The sequence below is a fragment of the Mesorhizobium sp. M1169 genome (assembly GCF_040318345.1).
Lineage (GTDB): Bacteria > Pseudomonadota > Alphaproteobacteria > Rhizobiales > Rhizobiaceae > Mesorhizobium.
The window spans coordinates 51619-69123 of the sequence record NZ_JAMYME010000026.1 but is presented as its reverse complement, the minus strand read 5'-3'; the positions used below and the strand labels follow the sequence as shown (position 1 = coordinate 69123).

The following is a 17505-nucleotide window of genomic DNA, read 5'->3' as shown; positions in this document are numbered from 1 at the left end:
AGCTGCTATTCGATGGCAGTGCAAGTAGAGCGAGTGAGACGGTCGGGCGCCGCCAGGCGCCCGCCGCGGATTCTGCCCGCCTTCGTGTCGAAAATTACGGTGCCGATGCGCCGGTTTCTCGGCCATCACATCTTTTCCAGCCTGACGCGGCGTATCCTCTTTCTCAACCTTGCCGGCCTTGCCGTCCTGGTCACCGGCATTCTCTATCTCAATACCTTTCGCGACGGGCTGATCGACGCCCGTGTCGAGAGCCTGATGACTCAAGGCGAGATCATCGCCGGCGCGATCGCCGCCTCGGCGACGGTCGAGACCGATTCGATCAGCATCGATCCGGAGAAGCTGCTCGAGTTGCAGGCCGGCGAAAGCCTCGGCCCGGGCTCCGATCAGCTCGACAACCTCGATTTCCCGATCAATCCGGAACGCGTGGCGCCGGTGCTCAGGCGGTTGATCTCGCCGACGCGCACACGCGCCCGCATTTACGACCGCGACGCCAACCTGCTGCTCGATTCCCGCCATCTCTATTCGCGCGGCCAGATCCTTCGCTACGATTTGCCGCCGGTCGAAGAGGAACAGCCAGACCTTCTGGAGCGCATCCAGAAATTCGTCTTCGATTTCTTCCGCAACAAGCAGCTGCCTGTCTATCGCGAGCAGCCAGGTGGCAACGGCGCCGCGTTTCCGGAAGTGGTCAAGGCGCTTACCGGCAGCCCGTCGACGATCGTGCGGATCTCGGAGCAGGGCGAGCAGATCGTTTCAGTGGCGGTACCGATCCAGCGCTTCCGTGCCGTTCTCGGCGTGTTGATGCTGTCGACCGAAGGCGGCGACATCGACAAGATCGTCGCGGCCGAGCGCAAGGCGATCCTGCGCGTATTCGGCATTGCCGCCCTGGTTACCGCCATCCTGTCGATGCTGCTGGCCTCCACCATCGCCAACCCGCTGCGCCGGCTTTCCGCGGCGGCGGTCAGGGTTCGCCGCGGCGTCAAGAACCGCGAGGAAATCCCCGACTTCTCCGACCGCCAGGACGAGATCGGCAATCTGTCGATCGCCGTGCGCGACATGACCAATGCGCTCTACGCCCGCATCGAGGCGATCGAAAGTTTTGCCGCGGATGTCTCGCACGAGTTGAAGAACCCGCTTACCTCGCTGCGCAGCGCGGTGGAGACATTGCCGCTGGCCAGGAACGACAATTCGCGCAGCCGGCTGATGGATATCATCCAGCACGATGTGAGGCGGCTTGACCGTCTCATCACCGATATTTCCGATGCCTCCCGTCTCGATGCCGAGCTGGCGCGGGAAGATGCAGGAACCGTCGACCTCAAGAAGTTCATCACCGATCTGGTCGCCGTCTCGCGCGAGGCCACGCGCAACAAGAAGGCGGTCGAGATCGAATTCAAGGTCGCCAAACTGCCGCAGGGCGTGAAAGGCTACTTCGTCGTCGGTCATGATCTGAGGATCGGCCAGGTGATCACCAACCTGATCGAGAATGCCCGCTCGTTCGTTCCCGAGGAACGTGGCCACATCACCATATCGCTGGCGCGCGCCGGCAAGTTCAACATCGTCACCATCGACGACAATGGACCCGGTATCCGTGCCGATAACATCGACCGCATTTTCGAGCGGTTCTATACCGATCGGCCGGCCGGCGAGGCGTTCGGTCAGAACTCGGGCCTTGGCCTGTCGATATCCAGGCAGATCGTTGAAGCCCATGGCGGCACGCTGAGCGCCGAGAACATCCCGGGCACCAAGCCTGGCGAGATCAAGGGCGCGCGCTTCGTGGTGACGCTGCCGGCGGAAGGCTGACGGATGAATTCCAATCACGCCTGGTCCTATTGTGCAGCCTGAAAACATTCACGGCACCGCGATCCTGATAGGTGATCGCGGCATTCTCATCACCGGACCGTCCGGTTTGGGCAAGACGACGCTGGCGCTCGCCCTGATCGATCATTGCAGCCAGCGTGGGCTGTTTTCCCGGCTGATCGGCGATGACCAGCTCTATGCTGCAGATTGCGACGGGCGGCTGGTCTGCCGCGCACCAGCCAGCATAGCCGGCCTCGTCGAGGTGCCGGGATTCGGCCCCAAACCGATACGGTTCGAGCCAAGCTGCGTGATCGACCTCATTATCCGGCTGGTGCCAGCCGGCAAAATGGCCCGCTTCCAGGAAGACTGCTGCGAACTCGTTGTCGGCGTACCAGTGCCGCGCATCGATCTTGCCGGGCGCAATGTAGCGGCGGCCTTGCCGGCAGTGATGTCGCGCCTGTCGATTGCGCCTTTCCTGTGATCCGATTTCGATTTTTTGCTGCAATGCGTCAAATTGGCTTGGGCCGGCGCAATTTTGGGCTTGTCAACGGGCCTTGCGTCGACAAGATAGCGCTCCCGCCACCTGGAACGGTCGGCGAGCATAAAATGCGCCTGTGAAGCGGCGATGACGGGAGCCACCAAAGAATGATCGGACTCGTGCTTGTAACGCACGGTCAACTGGCCGCCGAGTTCCGCAATGCCGTGGAACATGTCGTTGGGCCACAAGACAATTTCGAGACCGTGGCGATCGGTGCCGACGACGATATGGAACAGCGCCGCCGCGACATTATCGAGGCAGTCGGCCGCGTCGATACGGGATCAGGCGTCATCGTTTTGACCGACATGTTCGGCGGCACGCCCTCTAACCTCGCCATTTCCGTGATGGAATCCGGGCGTATCGAGGTCATTGCCGGCATGAACCTGCCGATGCTGATCAAGCTGTCCAGCGTTCGCAAGGGCGACAACATGACGGCCGCGCTGGATGAGGCGCAGGCTGCCGGCCGCAAATACATCAATGTCGCCAGTCAACTCCTGAGCAGCAAATGAGCGCGCTGTTGCCGGAAAAGGACAAGATCGTTCGCGACTTTCCAATCGTCAACCAGCGCGGCCTGCATGCGCGCGCCTCGGCCAAGTTCGTTCAAATCGCCAGCGGCTTCAACGCCACGGTCCAGGTCGAGAAGGACGGCGTCAAGGTCGGCGGCACCTCGATCATGGGCCTGATGATGCTGGCGGCGAGCCCCGGTTATTCGATCCGCGTCACCGCCACCGGCCCGGAGGCCGAAGAGGTCATCGATGCGCTGGAGCAACTGGTTGCTTCCCGTTTCGGCGAGGAGTGCTGACGGCTTCGCCGACGGCACCTGCTACGGCATGTTCGGGCGCAACCTTGCGGCGGCGAAGGAAATCGCATTTTTGCGCGACCGTCGCGTATTTTGTTCTTGCTTTGTGCCGGCAGCTATGCTACTAATTTCGCTATAGTGCCAATTGGCCCCGAAGACCCGCCCGCCGAGGCGGGTTTTTGTTTCCGGCTTTGAAAGTGTTGCCGATCTGAGGTCTGAGGGACGGCCACCTTGGACAGCACCCCTTCTGCGCGCTCTCATGGCCGCCGCCGCTGAAGACATGCACGGATAAAGATTTCTTTATATCCCATTGTCGTCCCACTCCCGATCTGCTAGTCAGGCCGGCAACTCGCGCCCTCCGAAATGCCTTCGGGGCGGGCGCGTCCCGCAATCAATTCGCATCGGAGCACTGCCATGACGGGTAGCAAGGACTATGTGGTCGCTGACATCGCGCTTGCCGGCTGGGGCCGCAAGGAGATCGAGATCGCCGAAACCGAAATGCCCGGCCTGATGGCCTGCCGCGAGGAATTCGGCGACAAGAAGCCGCTCAAGGGCGCGCGCATCACCGGTTCGCTGCACATGACCATCCAGACGGCGGTGCTGATCGAAACGCTGAAAGCGCTCGGCGCCGACATCCGCTGGGCTTCCTGCAATATCTTCTCGACCCAGGACCACGCTGCCGCGGCCATTGCCGAGGCCGGAATTCCGGTGTTTGCCGTCAAGGGCGAGACGCTGGAGGATTATTGGGTCTACACCGACAAGATCTTCCAGTGGGCCGATGGCGGCACCTCCAACATGATCCTCGATGACGGTGGCGATGCCACCATGTACATCCTGATCGGCGCCCGCGCCGAGGCCGGCGAGGATGTGCTGTCCAATCCGGGCAGCGAAGAGGAAGAGATCCTGTTTGCCCAGATCAAGAAGCGCATGCAGGCATCGCCCGGCTTCTTCACCAAGCAGAAGGAAGCGATCCGCGGCGTCACCGAAGAGACGACGACCGGCGTCAACCGGCTCTATCAGTTGCAGAAAAAAGGCCTGCTGCCGTTCCCGGCGATCAACGTCAATGATTCCGTCACCAAGTCGAAATTCGACAACAAATATGGCTGCAAGGAATCGCTTGTCGACGGCATTCGCCGCGGCACCGACACGATGATGGCTGGCAAGGTCGCGGTTGTCTGCGGCTATGGCGACGTCGGCAAGGGCTCGTCGGCTTCGCTCAAGGGCGCCGGCGCCCGCGTCAAGGTCACCGAGGTCGATCCGATCTGCGCGCTGCAGGCGGCGATGGACGGTTTCGAGGTCGTCACGCTCGAAGACGCGGCGCCGACGGCCGACATCGTCATCACCACCACCGGCAACAAGGACGTCGTTACCCTCGACCACATGCGCCTGATGAAGGACATGGTGATCGTCGGCAACATCGGTCACTTCGACAACGAGATCCAGGTGGCCTCGCTGCGCAACCTGAAGTGGACCAACATCAAGCCTCAGGTGGACATGATCACCTTCCCGGACGGCAAGCGGATGATCCTTTTGTCGGAAGGCCGTCTGCTCAACCTCGGCAACGCCACCGGCCATCCGAGCTTCGTCATGTCGGCGTCCTTCACCAATCAGGTGTTGGCCCAGATCGAGCTGTACACCAAGCCCGGTCAGTACGAGAACCAGGTCTATGTCCTGCCGAAGCATCTCGACGAAAAGGTCGCGCGCCTGCATCTCGACAAGCTCGGTGCCCGCCTGACCGAACTGTCCGGCGAACAGGCCGCCTATATCGGCGTCACTCCGCAGGGACCGTTCAAGCCGGAACACTACCGCTATTAACCACGGCGAAACTTGCCACTAGATATTGAAGCCGGGCGATTGACTTTTCGCCCGGCTTTATTTTTGCGCTGATTGATTCTTCACGCCGATTCGCGCAAGCGCTATGGTGCTGATTCGCGGTCCGGGGACGAGGCCCGGGCGCACGCATCAGGGCGGTCTTGCATTCAGGCGGCGAAGAGGACCAAGACATGCCGGGGGATAACCCGCCTTGCGCGGGACAGGCCGTTTCCGGCGGCCATAACGATTCGATCACGGGCTCCGCTGCCAGAGGCGGCAGCCTTCTATGGCGCGCCGGCAGCCGTGTCGGGGTGCTGCTTGCTTCTTCCGCGCTGGTTGGTCCGCTGCTTGGCTTTACTGCACATGCCCAAACCCGCGTGGCGCAAAAGGCCGGGCTGTCGGTCAGCACGGTCGAGGTCATGCAACTCGCCATGTTCGTCGGCGTCATGGGGGCGGCATTGCTGTCGGCCATCTTTCTGATCCGCGAACGGGCGCGCACCGCGGCGGAAAATGCCGAGCTCAGGACCCGTATCGCCGACGTCAATGCCGCGCTGCAGCGCTCGGAGGCGCTGCTCCATTCCCGCGATCAGCGCGTGGTGGTATGGGCGGCCGAGAACAAGAAGCCCGAGCTTGTCGGGACATTGCCGATCGAGAGCGGCGCGCCGGAGGACCGGGCGGCCTTCCTGGCTTTCGGCCGCTGGCTGATGCCGCGTTCGGCGGCCGCACTCGAACATGCCGTCGCGGCACTGCGGGACAAGGCAAAGCCGTTCGATCTGGTCATCGAATCGCAGGCCGGCCAGCCGCTCGAGGTTCACGGCCGCAAGAGTGCGGCGCATGTGCTGGTTCGCTTCGTCTCGCTTTCGGAGACACAGCGAAGCCAGGCCAGGCTGAAGATCGAGAACCAGCGCTTAGCTGCCGACCATGAGACGCTGATCGGTCTTCTGGATGCGCTCAAGATGCCGTCATGGCTGCGTACTGTCGACGGGCGGCTGAAATGGGTCAACCGCGCCTATGCCGAAGCGGTCGAGGCCGAGAATGCCGAAGTGGCGGTCCGCGATGGCAAGGAATTCCTCGGCGGCCAGGCGCGCGACACGATCGCTGCGCAGCACAAGTCGCGCGCGGTCTTTGAACAGACACTCTCCACGGTCATCGAGGGCGACCGCCGTATGTTTGCCGTGACCGATTTTGCCGGAGCGGATGGTTCGGCTGGTCTTGCCTGCGACATCAGCGCTATCGAGGCCATTCGCGCCGAATATGAGCGGACCATGCAGAGCCACGCCGACACGCTCGATCAGCTTAACACCGCCGTGGCGATTTTCGACACCGACGAGAAATTGCGGTTTTTCAATCAGGCGTTCCAGAAACTATGGGGCCTCGACAGCGGCTTCCTGCACAGCGCGCCGGACAACGCCTTGCTGCTCGACCGCCTGCGCAGCGAAGGCAAGATCGCCGAGCAGCCCGAATGGCGGCGCTGGAAAGAGAGCCTGCTCGGCGCTTACCGCGCGGTTGAATCGCAGGAGCATTGGTGGCATCTGCCGGACGGCAAGACCATTCGCGTCGTCGCCAATCCGCAGCCCAAGGGCGGCGTCACCTGGGTGTTCGAGAACCTGACCGAGAAGATGGACCTTGAAAGCCGCTACCAGACCGCCGTCCGGGTCCAGGGCGAGACGCTCGACAACCTCGCCGAAGGCGTCGCTGTGTTCGGCCCCGACGGCAGGCTGAGACTGTCGAACCCGGCGTTCGCGGCATTGTGGGGGCTGGATGCCGATGCCTCAAAACCCAACGTCCATGTCTCGACGATCCGCGACCTTTGCGACCGCCGTGCCGTCGACAGTCCGTGGGGCGGGTTCGTTGCCGCCATCACCGGCTTCGACGACGAGCGCCGCGACCGCCACGGCCAAACCGAATTGAACAACGGCACCGTTTTGCGCTACGCCGTCATCCCTTTGCCCAACGGCCAGGTGATGATGACCTTCGTCGACGTTACCGACAGCGTCAATGTCGAGCGGGCGCTGAAGGACAAGAATGAGGCGCTGCAAAAGTCCGACCAGATCAAGAACGAATTCGTGCAGCACGTCTCCTATGAGCTGCGCTCGCCACTCACCAACATCATCGGCTTTACCGAGCTTCTTTCACTGCCGTCGACTGGTCCGCTGAACCAGAAGCAACGCGAATATATCGGGCATGTCGGCTCGTCCTCCTCGGTCCTGCTCACCATCGTCAACGACATCCTCGACCTGGCGACGGTGGATGCCGGCATCATGGAACTCGACATTTCCGAAGTTCACATCGATCGAACCATTACGGCTGCCGCCGAACTGGTCGCCGATCGGCTGGAGGAACATGCAATCAAGCTCAGGATCGACGCGGCGGCCGCGCCGAAAACCTTCCACGGCGACGAGATCCGCGTCCGCCAGATCCTCTTCAATCTGCTCAGCAATGCCGCCAATTACGCGCCGGAGGCGAGCACCATAACGCTCGCCTGCCGCCAACTTGCCGACGGCGTGGAATTTTCCGTTCACGATGACGGCCCCGGCATGCCGCCGGACCTGCTTGACTCAGTGTTCCGGCGCTTCGAGCCGCGCACCAATGGCGGCCGCCGCCGTGGCGCCGGGCTCGGCCTGTCGATCGTCAAGAGCTTTGTCGAACTGCATGGCGGCAGCGTCCGCATCGAGACCGGCAGGGATAAGGGCACCACGGTTGTTTGCGCCTTTCCCGACACGCCGTCCGGCATCCGCGCGGCGGCCGAGTAGCGCGTTCGATGGCGGTATTGGTGCTGGAGCGTTTTCTCGCCGACGAGGCTGCGACGGCAAGGTTCGGCGAGGATCTCGCCATGTCGTTGCGCATTGGCGACGTGCTCGCCCTCAAGGGCGATCTCGGCGCCGGCAAATCGACCTTGGCACGGGCGCTGATCAGGGCACTGGCCGACGATGCCGGGCTCGACGTGCCGAGCCCGACCTTCACGCTGGTCCAGAGCTACGACACGCGTGTGCCGGTTCATCATTTCGATCTCTACCGCTTGGGCACGGCATCCGAGCTGGACGAGCTGGGCTTCGACGAGGCGCTGACGCAAGGCGCCGCGCTGGTCGAATGGCCGGAGCGGGCAGAGGCATATCTGCCGAAAACCTCGGTGCTGGTCGAACTTCTCCAGCAGGGCGACGGCCGACTGGCGAGACTATCGGGAGAGGGCGCCGCCTTCGAGCGCGCGGCGCGATCGCTGGCAATGCGCGATTTTCTCGGGCAGGCCGGTTGGGGCGAAGCGCAGCGACGATATTTCATCGGTGATGCCTCGGCTCGCTCCTACGAGATCGTCACGCTCGCCGGATTTCCGCCGCGCGTGCTGATGAACTCGCCAAGGCTGGTGCTCGGACCGCCAGTCCGCGACGGCAAACCCTATGCCGAGATCGCTCACACCGCGCAATCCGTTTCGGCGTTCGTCGCCATCGACCGGGCCTTGCGGGCCGGCGGCGTCAGCGTCCCGGAAATCCATGCCCAGGATCTCGAGCAGGGTTTTCTTCTGCTGGAGCATCTCGGTTCCCAAGGCTTCCTCGACAAGCACGGCCAGCCGGTGGCCGCGCGTTATGCGGCGGCGGCCGAACTGCTTGCCATGATGCACGGCAAAACATGGCCGGCCCGCATGCAGGCCGGCCCCGGCGTCTTCCACGAGGTGCCGCCTTTCGACCGCGACGCCATGATGATCGAGGCCGAATTGCTGGTCGACTGGTATGTCCCGGCGATATCAGGCGCTTCGCCAAGCGAGGCGTTGCGCGCCGGTTATCGCAGCGAATGGAGTGCGGTGCTCGATCGGCTCGAGGGGCGCGAATACACGCTGATGCTGCGCGACTTTCATTCGCCCAACCTGATCTGGCGCGCTGACCGTTTCGGTCACGACCGTCTCGGCGTCGTCGATGTCCAGGATGCGCTGATCGGTCCGTCAGCCTACGACGTCGCCTCGCTCGCCATGGACGCGCGCGTCACCATCTCACCTGAAATCGAAAAGCACACGCTCGCCGCCTACATCGCCGCGCGACGTGCTGCCGGTGCCTTCGATGAGAACGAATTCCGCGAAACCTATGCAATCATGGCCGCACAGCGCAATTCCAAGATCCTCGGCATCTTCGTGCGGCTCGAAAAACGCGACGGCAAGCCTTATTATCTGAAGCATCTGCCGCGCATCCGCGACTATCTTCGCCGGGCACTGGCGCATCCGGCGCTGGCCGGGCTGCAGGATTTCTACATCGCCCACGGCTTCCTGGAGGAACGCTCGATTTGACGGCTAAGGATTTGGGCCTGAAGGCGGCGGATGAGCAGCCGATGCCGACGACCGCCATGGTGCTCGCCGCCGGGCTCGGCAAGCGCATGCGGCCGATCACCGACACCATGCCGAAGCCGCTGGTCAAGGTCGCCGGCAAGACATTGCTCGACTGGGGGCTGGACTGCCTAGCCGGAGCCGGCGTCGCCAAGGCCGTCGTCAACGTCCATTACCTCCCGCAACAGATCGTGGACCATGTAGCCCGCCGCAGTGCGCCGAGAATCGTCATCTCGGATGAGAGTAGGGGCTTGCTTGACTCCGCCGGTGGTATCGTCAAGGCATTGCCCAGGTTAGGGGCGCCCTTCTATGTGCTCAACGCCGACACCTTCTGGATCGACAGCGGCGTTTCCAATCTCAGGCGACTTGCGCTTGCATGGGAGGGCGCGACAATGGACATTCTGCTGATGCTTGCGGATCTCCAGTCGGCAACCGGACATAGCGGCGGCACCGATTTCCTGGTGGCGCCGGACGGCGCCTTGCGGCGTGCGAACAACGATCCGGCCGGCCTGATCTATGCCGGCGCCGCAATCGTCCATCCGCGCATCTTCAAGGATGCGCCGGCCGGTCCACACTCTCTCAACGCCTATTTCGATGCGGCAATCGCCGCCGGCCGCCTGTTCGGCATGAAAATGCAGGGCCACTGGATTACTGTCGGCACGCCCGACGCCATTCCGCTTGCGGAAGCGGCCGTCGCCGCCGCGCTTGCAGAGTCGCCCGATGCTGTTGCTGAGGCACCCGGCGCTTTTACCGAGGCGAAATGAGCGGCTCCCGCCGCGTTTTCTCGATCCCGCCCGGAGCGCCGTTCCTGCCGACGCTGGCCGAGGCGCTGCTTGCGGGGCGCTTGGTTCCCGGCTTCGCCTATGACGGCGATGCGCTGGCGCTGGCCGATCTCACCATCTATGTGCCGACGCGCCGTGCGGCGCGGGCGCTTCGCGGCGTCTTCGTCGATGCTCTCTCGCGCTCGGGAAGCCGCTCGGCGATCCTGCCGGTCATCCGCCCGCTTGGTGAGTTCGATGAGGATGAAGCCGCCTTCGAGGCAGGAGGTTCGGTCGCCATCGACCTTGCGCCGCCGATCGCCGTGGTCGAGCGTCTTCTGCTGCTTGCGCCGTTGGTGCGGGCGTGGAAACGCCGCCTGCCGGCACATGTCGCGGCATTGTTCGACGAGGAGATCGTCATACCGGCCTCCGCCGCCGACGCCATCTGGCTGGCGCGCGACCTTGCACGCCTGATGGATGAGATCGACACCGAAGGCACGGATTGGGCAAGGCTCGCCGACCTTGTAACCGGCAATCTTGCAGGTTGGTGGCAGGTGACACTCGACTTCCTGACCATCGTGACGGAGAACTGGCCGAACCTGCTCGAGGAACGCCATCGTTCCAATCCGGCCGCGCATCGTAATGCCCTGATAAGGCTGGAGGCGGCGCGGCTGAAGCGTAATCCGCCAGCCGGACCGGTGATCGCCGCCGGGTCCACCGGCTCCATTCCCGCCACGGCCGAGCTGCTTGCCGTGATCGCCGGTCTGCCCAATGGCGCCGTTGTGCTGCCCGGGCTCGACCGGGCGTTGGACGAGCCGTCCTTTGCCGCGATCACCACACCGGGCGCGCGCCCAGCCGTGCTTGGCCACCCGCAATACGGCCTGGCAAAGTTGATCGGCAAGATCGGCGTGCCGCGCGCCGATGTCGAGGAGCTTGCTGTTGCGCCGCGACCGCTTGCGCTGCGCGCCGCACTTGTCGGCGAAGCGCTGCGCCCGGCGGAGACCACCGAGCTCTGGGCCGAGACGCGCGCCCGCTTTAGGGCCGGCGATATTGCCGAGGCCTTCGCCGATGTGACGCTTCTCGAAGCCGCCAGCGAACGCGACGAAGCCGTGGCGATCGCCGTCGCGCTCAAACAGGCCGTCGAACGGCCCGGCCAGCGCGCCGCACTCGTCACCGGCCACCGCGCTCTGGCGGGGCGCGTCTCAGTCGAGCTGCTGCGCTTCGGCGTTGCCGCCGACGATTCCGGCGGCACGCCGCTGATCAACACACCAGCCGCCAGCCTGCTCAGGCTGGCGCTTCAGGCAGCCTTCCGCCCGGGCGACCCCGTCGCCCTACTGTCGCTGCTCAAGCATCCCCTGCTTGGCCTCGGCCTGGAGCGGGCAAGCGTGCGCCATGCGGCCGAAATCGTCGAACTTGTGGCGCTGCGCGGTGGCACAGGGCGTCCGGACGTGGCGTCGCTGCCGCAGCTCTTCGACACCCGGCTCCTCGAATTCGACGGCAGCGGCAATCGCCGCCCACCCTTCTGGTGGCCGCGGCTTTCGGTCAGGCGCATCGAACAGGCGCGCGACCTGCTGATCCGGCTAACGGCCGCGCTGGCGCCGCTGGTTGCTCTTCGCGGCGACGAGAATGCCGATCTTGCCACCCTTGTGCGCGCCAGCGTCGTTGCGCTCGAAAGTCTCGGCCGCGCCGCTGACGGCAGCCCGAGCGAACTCTATGCGGGCGATGCCGGCGAAAAGCTCGCCGAGCTCTTGCGCGGGCTGGTCGCGGCCTCGGTGTCGTTCTCCTTCGCGGCTGACGAATGGCCTGACGTGATGGAGGCGCTGATCGCGCCCGAGACGGTCAAGCCGGCGCAGGGCACCGACAGGAACATCGCCATCTGGGGTGTGCTGGAAGCGCGGCTTCAGGATGTCGACACGCTGGTCGTCGGCGGCCTCAACGAAGGCGTGTGGCCGCGCAAGCCGGAGAGCGACCGCTTCATGTCGCGGCTGATGAAGACCGGCATCGATCTTGAACCGCCCGAGCGGCGCATCGGCCTTGCCGCCCATGATTTCCAGATGGCCATGGGCGCCAAAAAAGTGGTGCTGGCTCGCTCCGGCCGCTCCGGCGATGCACCGTCGGTACCTTCGCGCTGGCTGCAGCGCATCCTTACATTCGTCGGCGAGGACCACGCTGCTGCACTTCGCCGGCGCGGCGACGAACTGCTTGCCTGGGCGCGTGTGCTCGATGCCGGCGAAAAGCAGGACTTTGCGCCGCGGCCGCAGCCGAAACCGCCGCTCGCCGCGCGGCCGCACCACTTCTCGGTCACCGAGATCGAAACGCTGCGCCGCGATCCCTATGCGGTCTATGCCAGAAGGATACTCGGCCTGATGCCGCTCGATCCGGTCATTCGCGATCCGGGCGCTGCCGAGCGTGGCACGCTGTTTCACGCAATTCTGCACCTCTTCTCGGCGAGGGTGGCCGACCCGCGCGCGCCGGAGGCGCTGGACGGGCTCATCGCCGCAGGCCGCTCCTGCTTTGCCGAGGCGGCGCTGCCGGCCGATGTCGAGGCGGTGTGGTGGCCACGCTTCGAAAAGCTTGCCGCCGGCATCATCGAATGGGAGCGCGGCCGGGCCGCAGCCGTGGCACGGCGGCACGCCGAGGAACGCGCCGAAAAGACCGGTGTGGGCCGATCCAGTGTGACCCTGTCCGGCTATGCCGATCGCATCGATCTGCTGGCCGGCGGCATGGCCGACATCCTCGATTACAAGACCGGCTCCTCGCCATCCAAAGCACAGGCGCACACGCTGCTCGCGCCGCAACTGGCACTCGAGGGCGCGCTGCTCAGGCGCGGCGCTTTCAAGGAGCTTGGCGCATGCGAGCCGTCGCAACTGGCCTTCGTGCGGCTGAGGCCGAATGGCGAAGTGTTCGAGGAATCCATCCTCGAATACAACCGCAAGCCGCGAACCGCCGCCGATCTCGCCGAAGAAGCGTGGGCGCGGCTGGAAAAACTGCTGATCCACTACGCCGACCCGGCGACCGGCTATCTGTCGCGGGCGCTGCCGTTCCGCGAGGGCGAGACCGACGGCGACTACGACCATCTCGCCCGCGTGCACGAATGGTCCGCCGGCGGCGACGCCGATGACGAGGGAGGGGAGGCATGAAAAAGGCCTACCCCATTCCAAGCGACACTGCCGCGAGCCAGGCAAGCGCGTCCGATCCGCGCAATTCCGCCTGGGTGTCGGCCAACGCCGGATCCGGCAAGACCCACGTACTCGCCCAGCGCGTTATCCGGCTGTTGCTGCGCGGCACCGATCCGTCCAAGATCCTGTGCCTGACCTATACGCGTGCCGCCGCCGCCAACATGTCGAACCGGGTGTTTTCGACGCTGTCGCAATGGACGGCCCTGGGCGATGCCGAGCTCTCGACACGGATAGAGGCGCTGGGCGGCCGCCAGCCCGACCGCGAAACCATGCGCCGGGCGCGGCGGTTGTTTGCCGGGGCGCTGGAAACACCGGGCGGGCTGAAGATCCAGACCATCCACGCCTTCTGCGAATCGGTGCTGCATCAGTTCCCGCTGGAAGCCAATATCCCTGCGCATTTCGAAATGCTCGATCCGCAAATGGAGGCTTCGCTGTTTGCCGCCGCCCGCCGCGACATGATTTCGGGCGGCGTTGCAGGCGATGCGGCATTGTCCGAGGCCTTCGCCACCGTGCTGGAGCGCGGCGGCGAGCATGGGCTCGACGCACTGCTGGCCGAGATCGTGCGCAAGCGCGATGGTTTGCGTGCGTTCATCGCCGCGGCCGGCGGCGATGGTTTTCAGGCGCTGTTCGACGAGTTCCATTTCCGCGCCGGCCAGACGGCCGAAGGTATAGCCGCCTCGGTCTGGCCGCTGCCCGGCTTCCTGCCGGATTATCTCGTCACCTTTTCACGGGCAGCCGAGGCCGCCGATGCGCGCATCGTGCTGAACAATCTGCTGCCATACGCCCGCCTTGCCTTTGCCGAGGAGGATCCGGTACGTCGCCTGAATTTGCTCTCCAAGGCTTTCCTGAGGGCCGACGGCGAGCCTTACGATCCGGCAAAGACGTTTAAAAGGGCATTGCTTCACCGGTTGCCCGATCTTGCCGAACGATATCTGGCGGCGGTCGACGCCATTCTTGAAATCTCCGACCGGCTGGCCTTGTTCAGGATGCTGGAAGGCACGCGTGCGGCGCTGACCATCGCCGACTGGCTGATCGCCCGCTACGAGCAATTGAAGCGCGCGCGCGGCTTCCTCGACTTCAACGACCTGATCACCCGCACGGTCCATCTACTGGCGCGGCCCGACGCCGGCCCATGGGTGCAGTACAAGCTCGACCAGGGCATCGACCACATCCTCCTCGACGAGGCGCAGGACACCAGTCCCGACCAGTGGGAGGTAGTCAAGCGGCTGGCGGAGGAGTTCTTTGCCGGGCTCGGCGCACGCGACGCCGTCCACCGCACCATCTTTGCGGTCGGCGACGAAAAGCAGTCGATCTATTCCTTCCAGGGCGCCGCCCCGGACTCCTTTGCCGACAGCCGGCTTTTGTTTGCCGGCAAAGTCAGATCCGCCGCCGCCGCCTTCGCCGATCTCAAGCTAACCTGGTCGTTTCGCTCGACCGACGACGTGCTTGCGGCGGTGGATCGTGTCTTTGCTGACCCGAACGTGCGGCGCGGCATCAGCCACGATCCCGATCCGCTCGACCACAAGGCGATCCGCAACGATGCGCCGGGCTATGTCGACGTCTGGCCCTCGCTCGGCGCCGACGTCGTCGACGAACCGGACGACTGGACGCAAGCGGTGGATCACGCCCACGCACCGGCGGTGCGCGTTGCCGAAAACGTTGCAGCGACCATTGCCGGCTGGATCGGCGGCGGCGAGGTCATCGAAGGGCGTGGCAAGAAACTCCGGCCCGGCGACGTGCTGGTGCTGGTGCGCAAGCGCGACCGCTTCGTCCATGCGCTGACACGGGCGTTGAAGCGCCGCGACATCCCGGTGGCCGGCGCCGACCGGCTCAGCCTGCCTGGCCATATCGCGGTGAAGGACCTGATCGCACTCGGTCATTTTCTCATCCAGCCCGAGGACGATCTGTCGCTGGCCGCCGTGCTGCGCAGCCCGATCTTCGATGTCTCGGAAGAGCAGCTTTTCGCGCTTGCTGCGGAGAGGCCATCGGGCGTCTCGCTGATCGCCTCGCTGCGCCGGCATGCCGGCGAAAGCGAGGCGTTGGCCGCCGTCGTCAGCCGGCTCGGCACATGGTCGAACGAGGCCGCATTCAAGCCGGTGTTCGAATTCTATGCTGCAGCTCTCGCCCGCGACGGCCTGCGCAAGAAGATGATCGCGCGGCTCGGGCCGGAGGCCGGCGACGTCCTCGACGAATTCCTGAATTTCTGCCTGGCCGAGGAGCGGACCGGCCTGCCGGGACTGGAATCCTTCCTGTCGACGTTGGAAAACGCCGGCCCCGAGATCAAGCGCGAAATGGACCAGACCCGCGACGAGGTTCGCGTCATGACCGTGCATGCCGCCAAAGGCCTGGAGGCGCCGGTGGTATTCCTTGTCGATGGCGGCTCCGCGCCGTTCAGTGACCAGCATCTGCCGAGATTGATGCCGTTCGAAGGCTCGGGCGACTGCTGGGAGGGCAAGGGCTATCTCTGGCGTTCGGCCAGCGATGTCGCAAATGGGTTTTCACGCGCCGCATCGGCCCGCGCCCGCGAGCTCGCCGACGACGAATACCGCCGGCTGCTCTATGTCGGCATGACCCGCGCCGAGGATCGGCTGATCGTCTGCGGCTACCACGGCAAGCGGGCGCCGAATATCGGTACCTGGCATTCGATCGTCAGCCGCGCACTGGTCGGTGCCGCAGAGAGCGAAGAACGCCGGCATCCCGCCACTGGCGAGACCGTGCATCGTTTCCAGGTGACGAAACTGCCGCCCATGCCACCGGCGTCAGTGGATGAGGCACGACAGACTGAACGCTTTGCGCCATTGCCGGAAACCCTGTTCCGGCCTCTGCCGCCCTTCGAGGAATTGCCGCGGCCGCTCTCGCCGTCCGGCGCCTCGGTGCTGATCGACGAGGCGCGGCAAGCGGTGGCCGACACGCGTTCGCCGGTGCTGGATGCCGACGCCGAGCCCGGTTTTGCCGTCATGCGCGGGCTGGCGCTGCACAAATTGCTGCAGATGCTGCCCGGCATCGCCGAGGGAAAACGCCGGGATGCCGCCGAACGCTATCTGGCAAGAGCCGGCGCGGCATGGCCCGACGACGAGCACGACAAGGCCTTGGCTGGCGTTTTCAGAATTCTTGCCGACAGCCGCTTCGCGCCGCTGTTTGCGCCAAACTCGCGCGCCGAAGTCGCCATCATGGGCAGCCTGGAGGTAAGGGGCAAACTGCGCTCGATTTCCGGCAAGATCGACCGGTTGGCAGTAACGCCGGACAAGGTTTCGATCGTCGACTACAAGACCAATCGGCCAGCGCCAGCTACGCTCGCCGAAGTGCCGCAAGCCTATGTTCTGCAGCTCGCACTTTATCGCGCGCTGCTTCAGCCGCTCTATCCGGGACGCGAGGTCTCGGCGGCGCTGCTGTTCACCGAGGTGCCGCGGCTGATCGAGCTGCCGGCAGCGGCCATGGACGACGCGCTTGCTAGACTCACGGGAGCGTGACACAACACTTGCTTGAAGACGGACACGATCACCACCACATTTGGTGGGACGAATAAATCGAAAGGATCTCAGCATGGCCACCGTCAAGGTCGACAAGAGCAATTTCCAGGCCGACGTGCTCAACGCCAAGGAGCCGGTCGTGGTCGATTTCTGGGCGGAATGGTGCGGCCCGTGCAAGATGATCGCCCCGGCGCTCGAGGACATCGCCATCGAACTCGGCAGCAAGATAAAGATCGCCAAGCTCAACATCGACGAGAATCCTGAGCTGGCCGCGCAGTTCGGCGTGCGCTCGATCCCGACGCTGATGATTTTCAAGGGCGGTGAAGTCGCGGACATGAAGGTCGGTGCTGCGCCGAAAACGGCATTGTCGCACTGGATCAACGGCAGCCTCGCCTGATCCGATCAAAATTTTGCAGAAAAGCCCGGCCTCGCGCCGGGCTTTCTTGTGGCGTCACCGATCCGCAGATCTGGCACTCGCCACTTGCAGTCTCATGCTCTTGTCTGGCTTAAAGCAGGAGAAGCGATATGACCGGATCCGCCAAGGCCACCGTCTTCATCGACAATGAGCGCGTCATCGTCACCGAATACCGCTTCGCCCCGGGCGACAACACCGGCTGGCACCGCCATGGCCACGACTATGTGATCGTGCCGTTGACCGACGGCAAGGTGAAGCTCCTGACCAAGGATGGCGAATCCTTTGCCGAGATGAAGAAGGGCGCCCCGTATTTCCGCAACGAGGGCGTCGAACATGACGTCATCAGTGCAAACGATGGCGAATTCGCCTTCATCGAGGTCGAGCTGAAGTAGTCCACCAACCATCGGCTGCGCCGCTACAATTGTCCCGGC

The 17505-nt window shown here is 64.4% G+C and carries 12 protein-coding genes; all 12 read left to right on the top strand.

Features of this window, described 5'->3' with window-relative positions; translation table 11 throughout:
• Nucleotides 1-12 precede the first annotated feature (12 nt).
• Nucleotides 13-1797 carry a sensor histidine kinase gene (locus tag NKH41_RS22815; protein WP_023677548.1) on the top strand — a complete coding sequence of 595 codons (1785 nt, stop codon included), beginning with the start codon at nucleotides 13-15 and terminating at the stop codon, nucleotides 1795-1797.
• Between the two features lie 31 nt (nucleotides 1798-1828).
• The gene (locus NKH41_RS22810) at nucleotides 1829-2275 is read left to right on the top strand and encodes an HPr kinase/phosphorylase (protein WP_352472572.1); all 447 of its coding nucleotides are present in this window, start codon (nucleotides 1829-1831) and stop codon (nucleotides 2273-2275) included.
• Nucleotides 2276-2439: 164 nt separating this feature from the next.
• Nucleotides 2440-2841 (top strand): PTS sugar transporter subunit IIA, encoded by a 402-nt coding sequence (locus tag NKH41_RS22805; RefSeq protein ID WP_023677550.1) that lies wholly within the window; start codon nucleotides 2440-2442, stop codon nucleotides 2839-2841.
• Nucleotides 2838-3134, top strand: coding sequence for an HPr family phosphocarrier protein (locus NKH41_RS22800; RefSeq protein WP_023677551.1), 297 nt, complete (start codon nucleotides 2838-2840; stop codon nucleotides 3132-3134). The genes NKH41_RS22805 and NKH41_RS22800 overlap by 4 nt, the downstream gene beginning before the upstream one ends.
• Before the next feature lie 411 nt (nucleotides 3135-3545).
• Nucleotides 3546-4946: an adenosylhomocysteinase gene (gene ahcY, locus NKH41_RS22795; RefSeq protein WP_023677552.1), complete on the top strand. Its 1401-nt coding sequence runs from the start codon at nucleotides 3546-3548 to the stop codon at nucleotides 4944-4946.
• A 188-nt stretch (nucleotides 4947-5134) separates the two neighbouring features.
• Complete coding sequence (locus tag NKH41_RS22790) at nucleotides 5135-7696, top strand: sensor histidine kinase (protein WP_352769704.1); 2562 nt, start codon at nucleotides 5135-5137, stop codon at nucleotides 7694-7696.
• A gap of 8 nt (nucleotides 7697-7704) precedes the next feature.
• Nucleotides 7705-9216 carry a tRNA (adenosine(37)-N6)-threonylcarbamoyltransferase complex ATPase subunit type 1 TsaE gene (gene tsaE / locus NKH41_RS22785; RefSeq protein ID WP_352769707.1) on the top strand — a complete coding sequence of 504 codons (1512 nt, stop codon included), beginning with the start codon at nucleotides 7705-7707 and terminating at the stop codon, nucleotides 9214-9216.
• Between the two features lie 56 nt (nucleotides 9217-9272).
• On the top strand, nucleotides 9273-10016 hold the full coding sequence (locus tag NKH41_RS22780) for a nucleotidyltransferase family protein (RefSeq protein ID WP_352769806.1): 744 nt from the start codon (nucleotides 9273-9275) through the stop codon (nucleotides 10014-10016).
• On the top strand, nucleotides 10013-13150 hold the full coding sequence (gene addB, locus NKH41_RS22775; protein ID WP_352934069.1) for a double-strand break repair protein AddB: 3138 nt from the start codon (nucleotides 10013-10015) through the stop codon (nucleotides 13148-13150). Before NKH41_RS22780 ends, addB begins: the two co-directional genes overlap by 4 nt.
• Nucleotides 13147-16659 carry a double-strand break repair helicase AddA gene (gene addA, locus NKH41_RS22770; protein WP_352778962.1) on the top strand — a complete coding sequence of 1171 codons (3513 nt, stop codon included), beginning with the start codon at nucleotides 13147-13149 and terminating at the stop codon, nucleotides 16657-16659. Before addB ends, addA begins: the two co-directional genes overlap by 4 nt.
• Before the next feature lie 73 nt (nucleotides 16660-16732).
• Nucleotides 16733-17056: a thioredoxin gene (trxA, locus tag NKH41_RS22765; protein ID WP_023677558.1), complete on the top strand. Its 324-nt coding sequence runs from the start codon at nucleotides 16733-16735 to the stop codon at nucleotides 17054-17056.
• 128 nt (nucleotides 17057-17184) lie between these two features.
• Nucleotides 17185-17466, top strand: coding sequence for a cupin domain-containing protein (locus NKH41_RS22760; protein ID WP_023718287.1), 282 nt, complete (start codon nucleotides 17185-17187; stop codon nucleotides 17464-17466).
• Nucleotides 17467-17505: the final 39 nt, after the last annotated feature.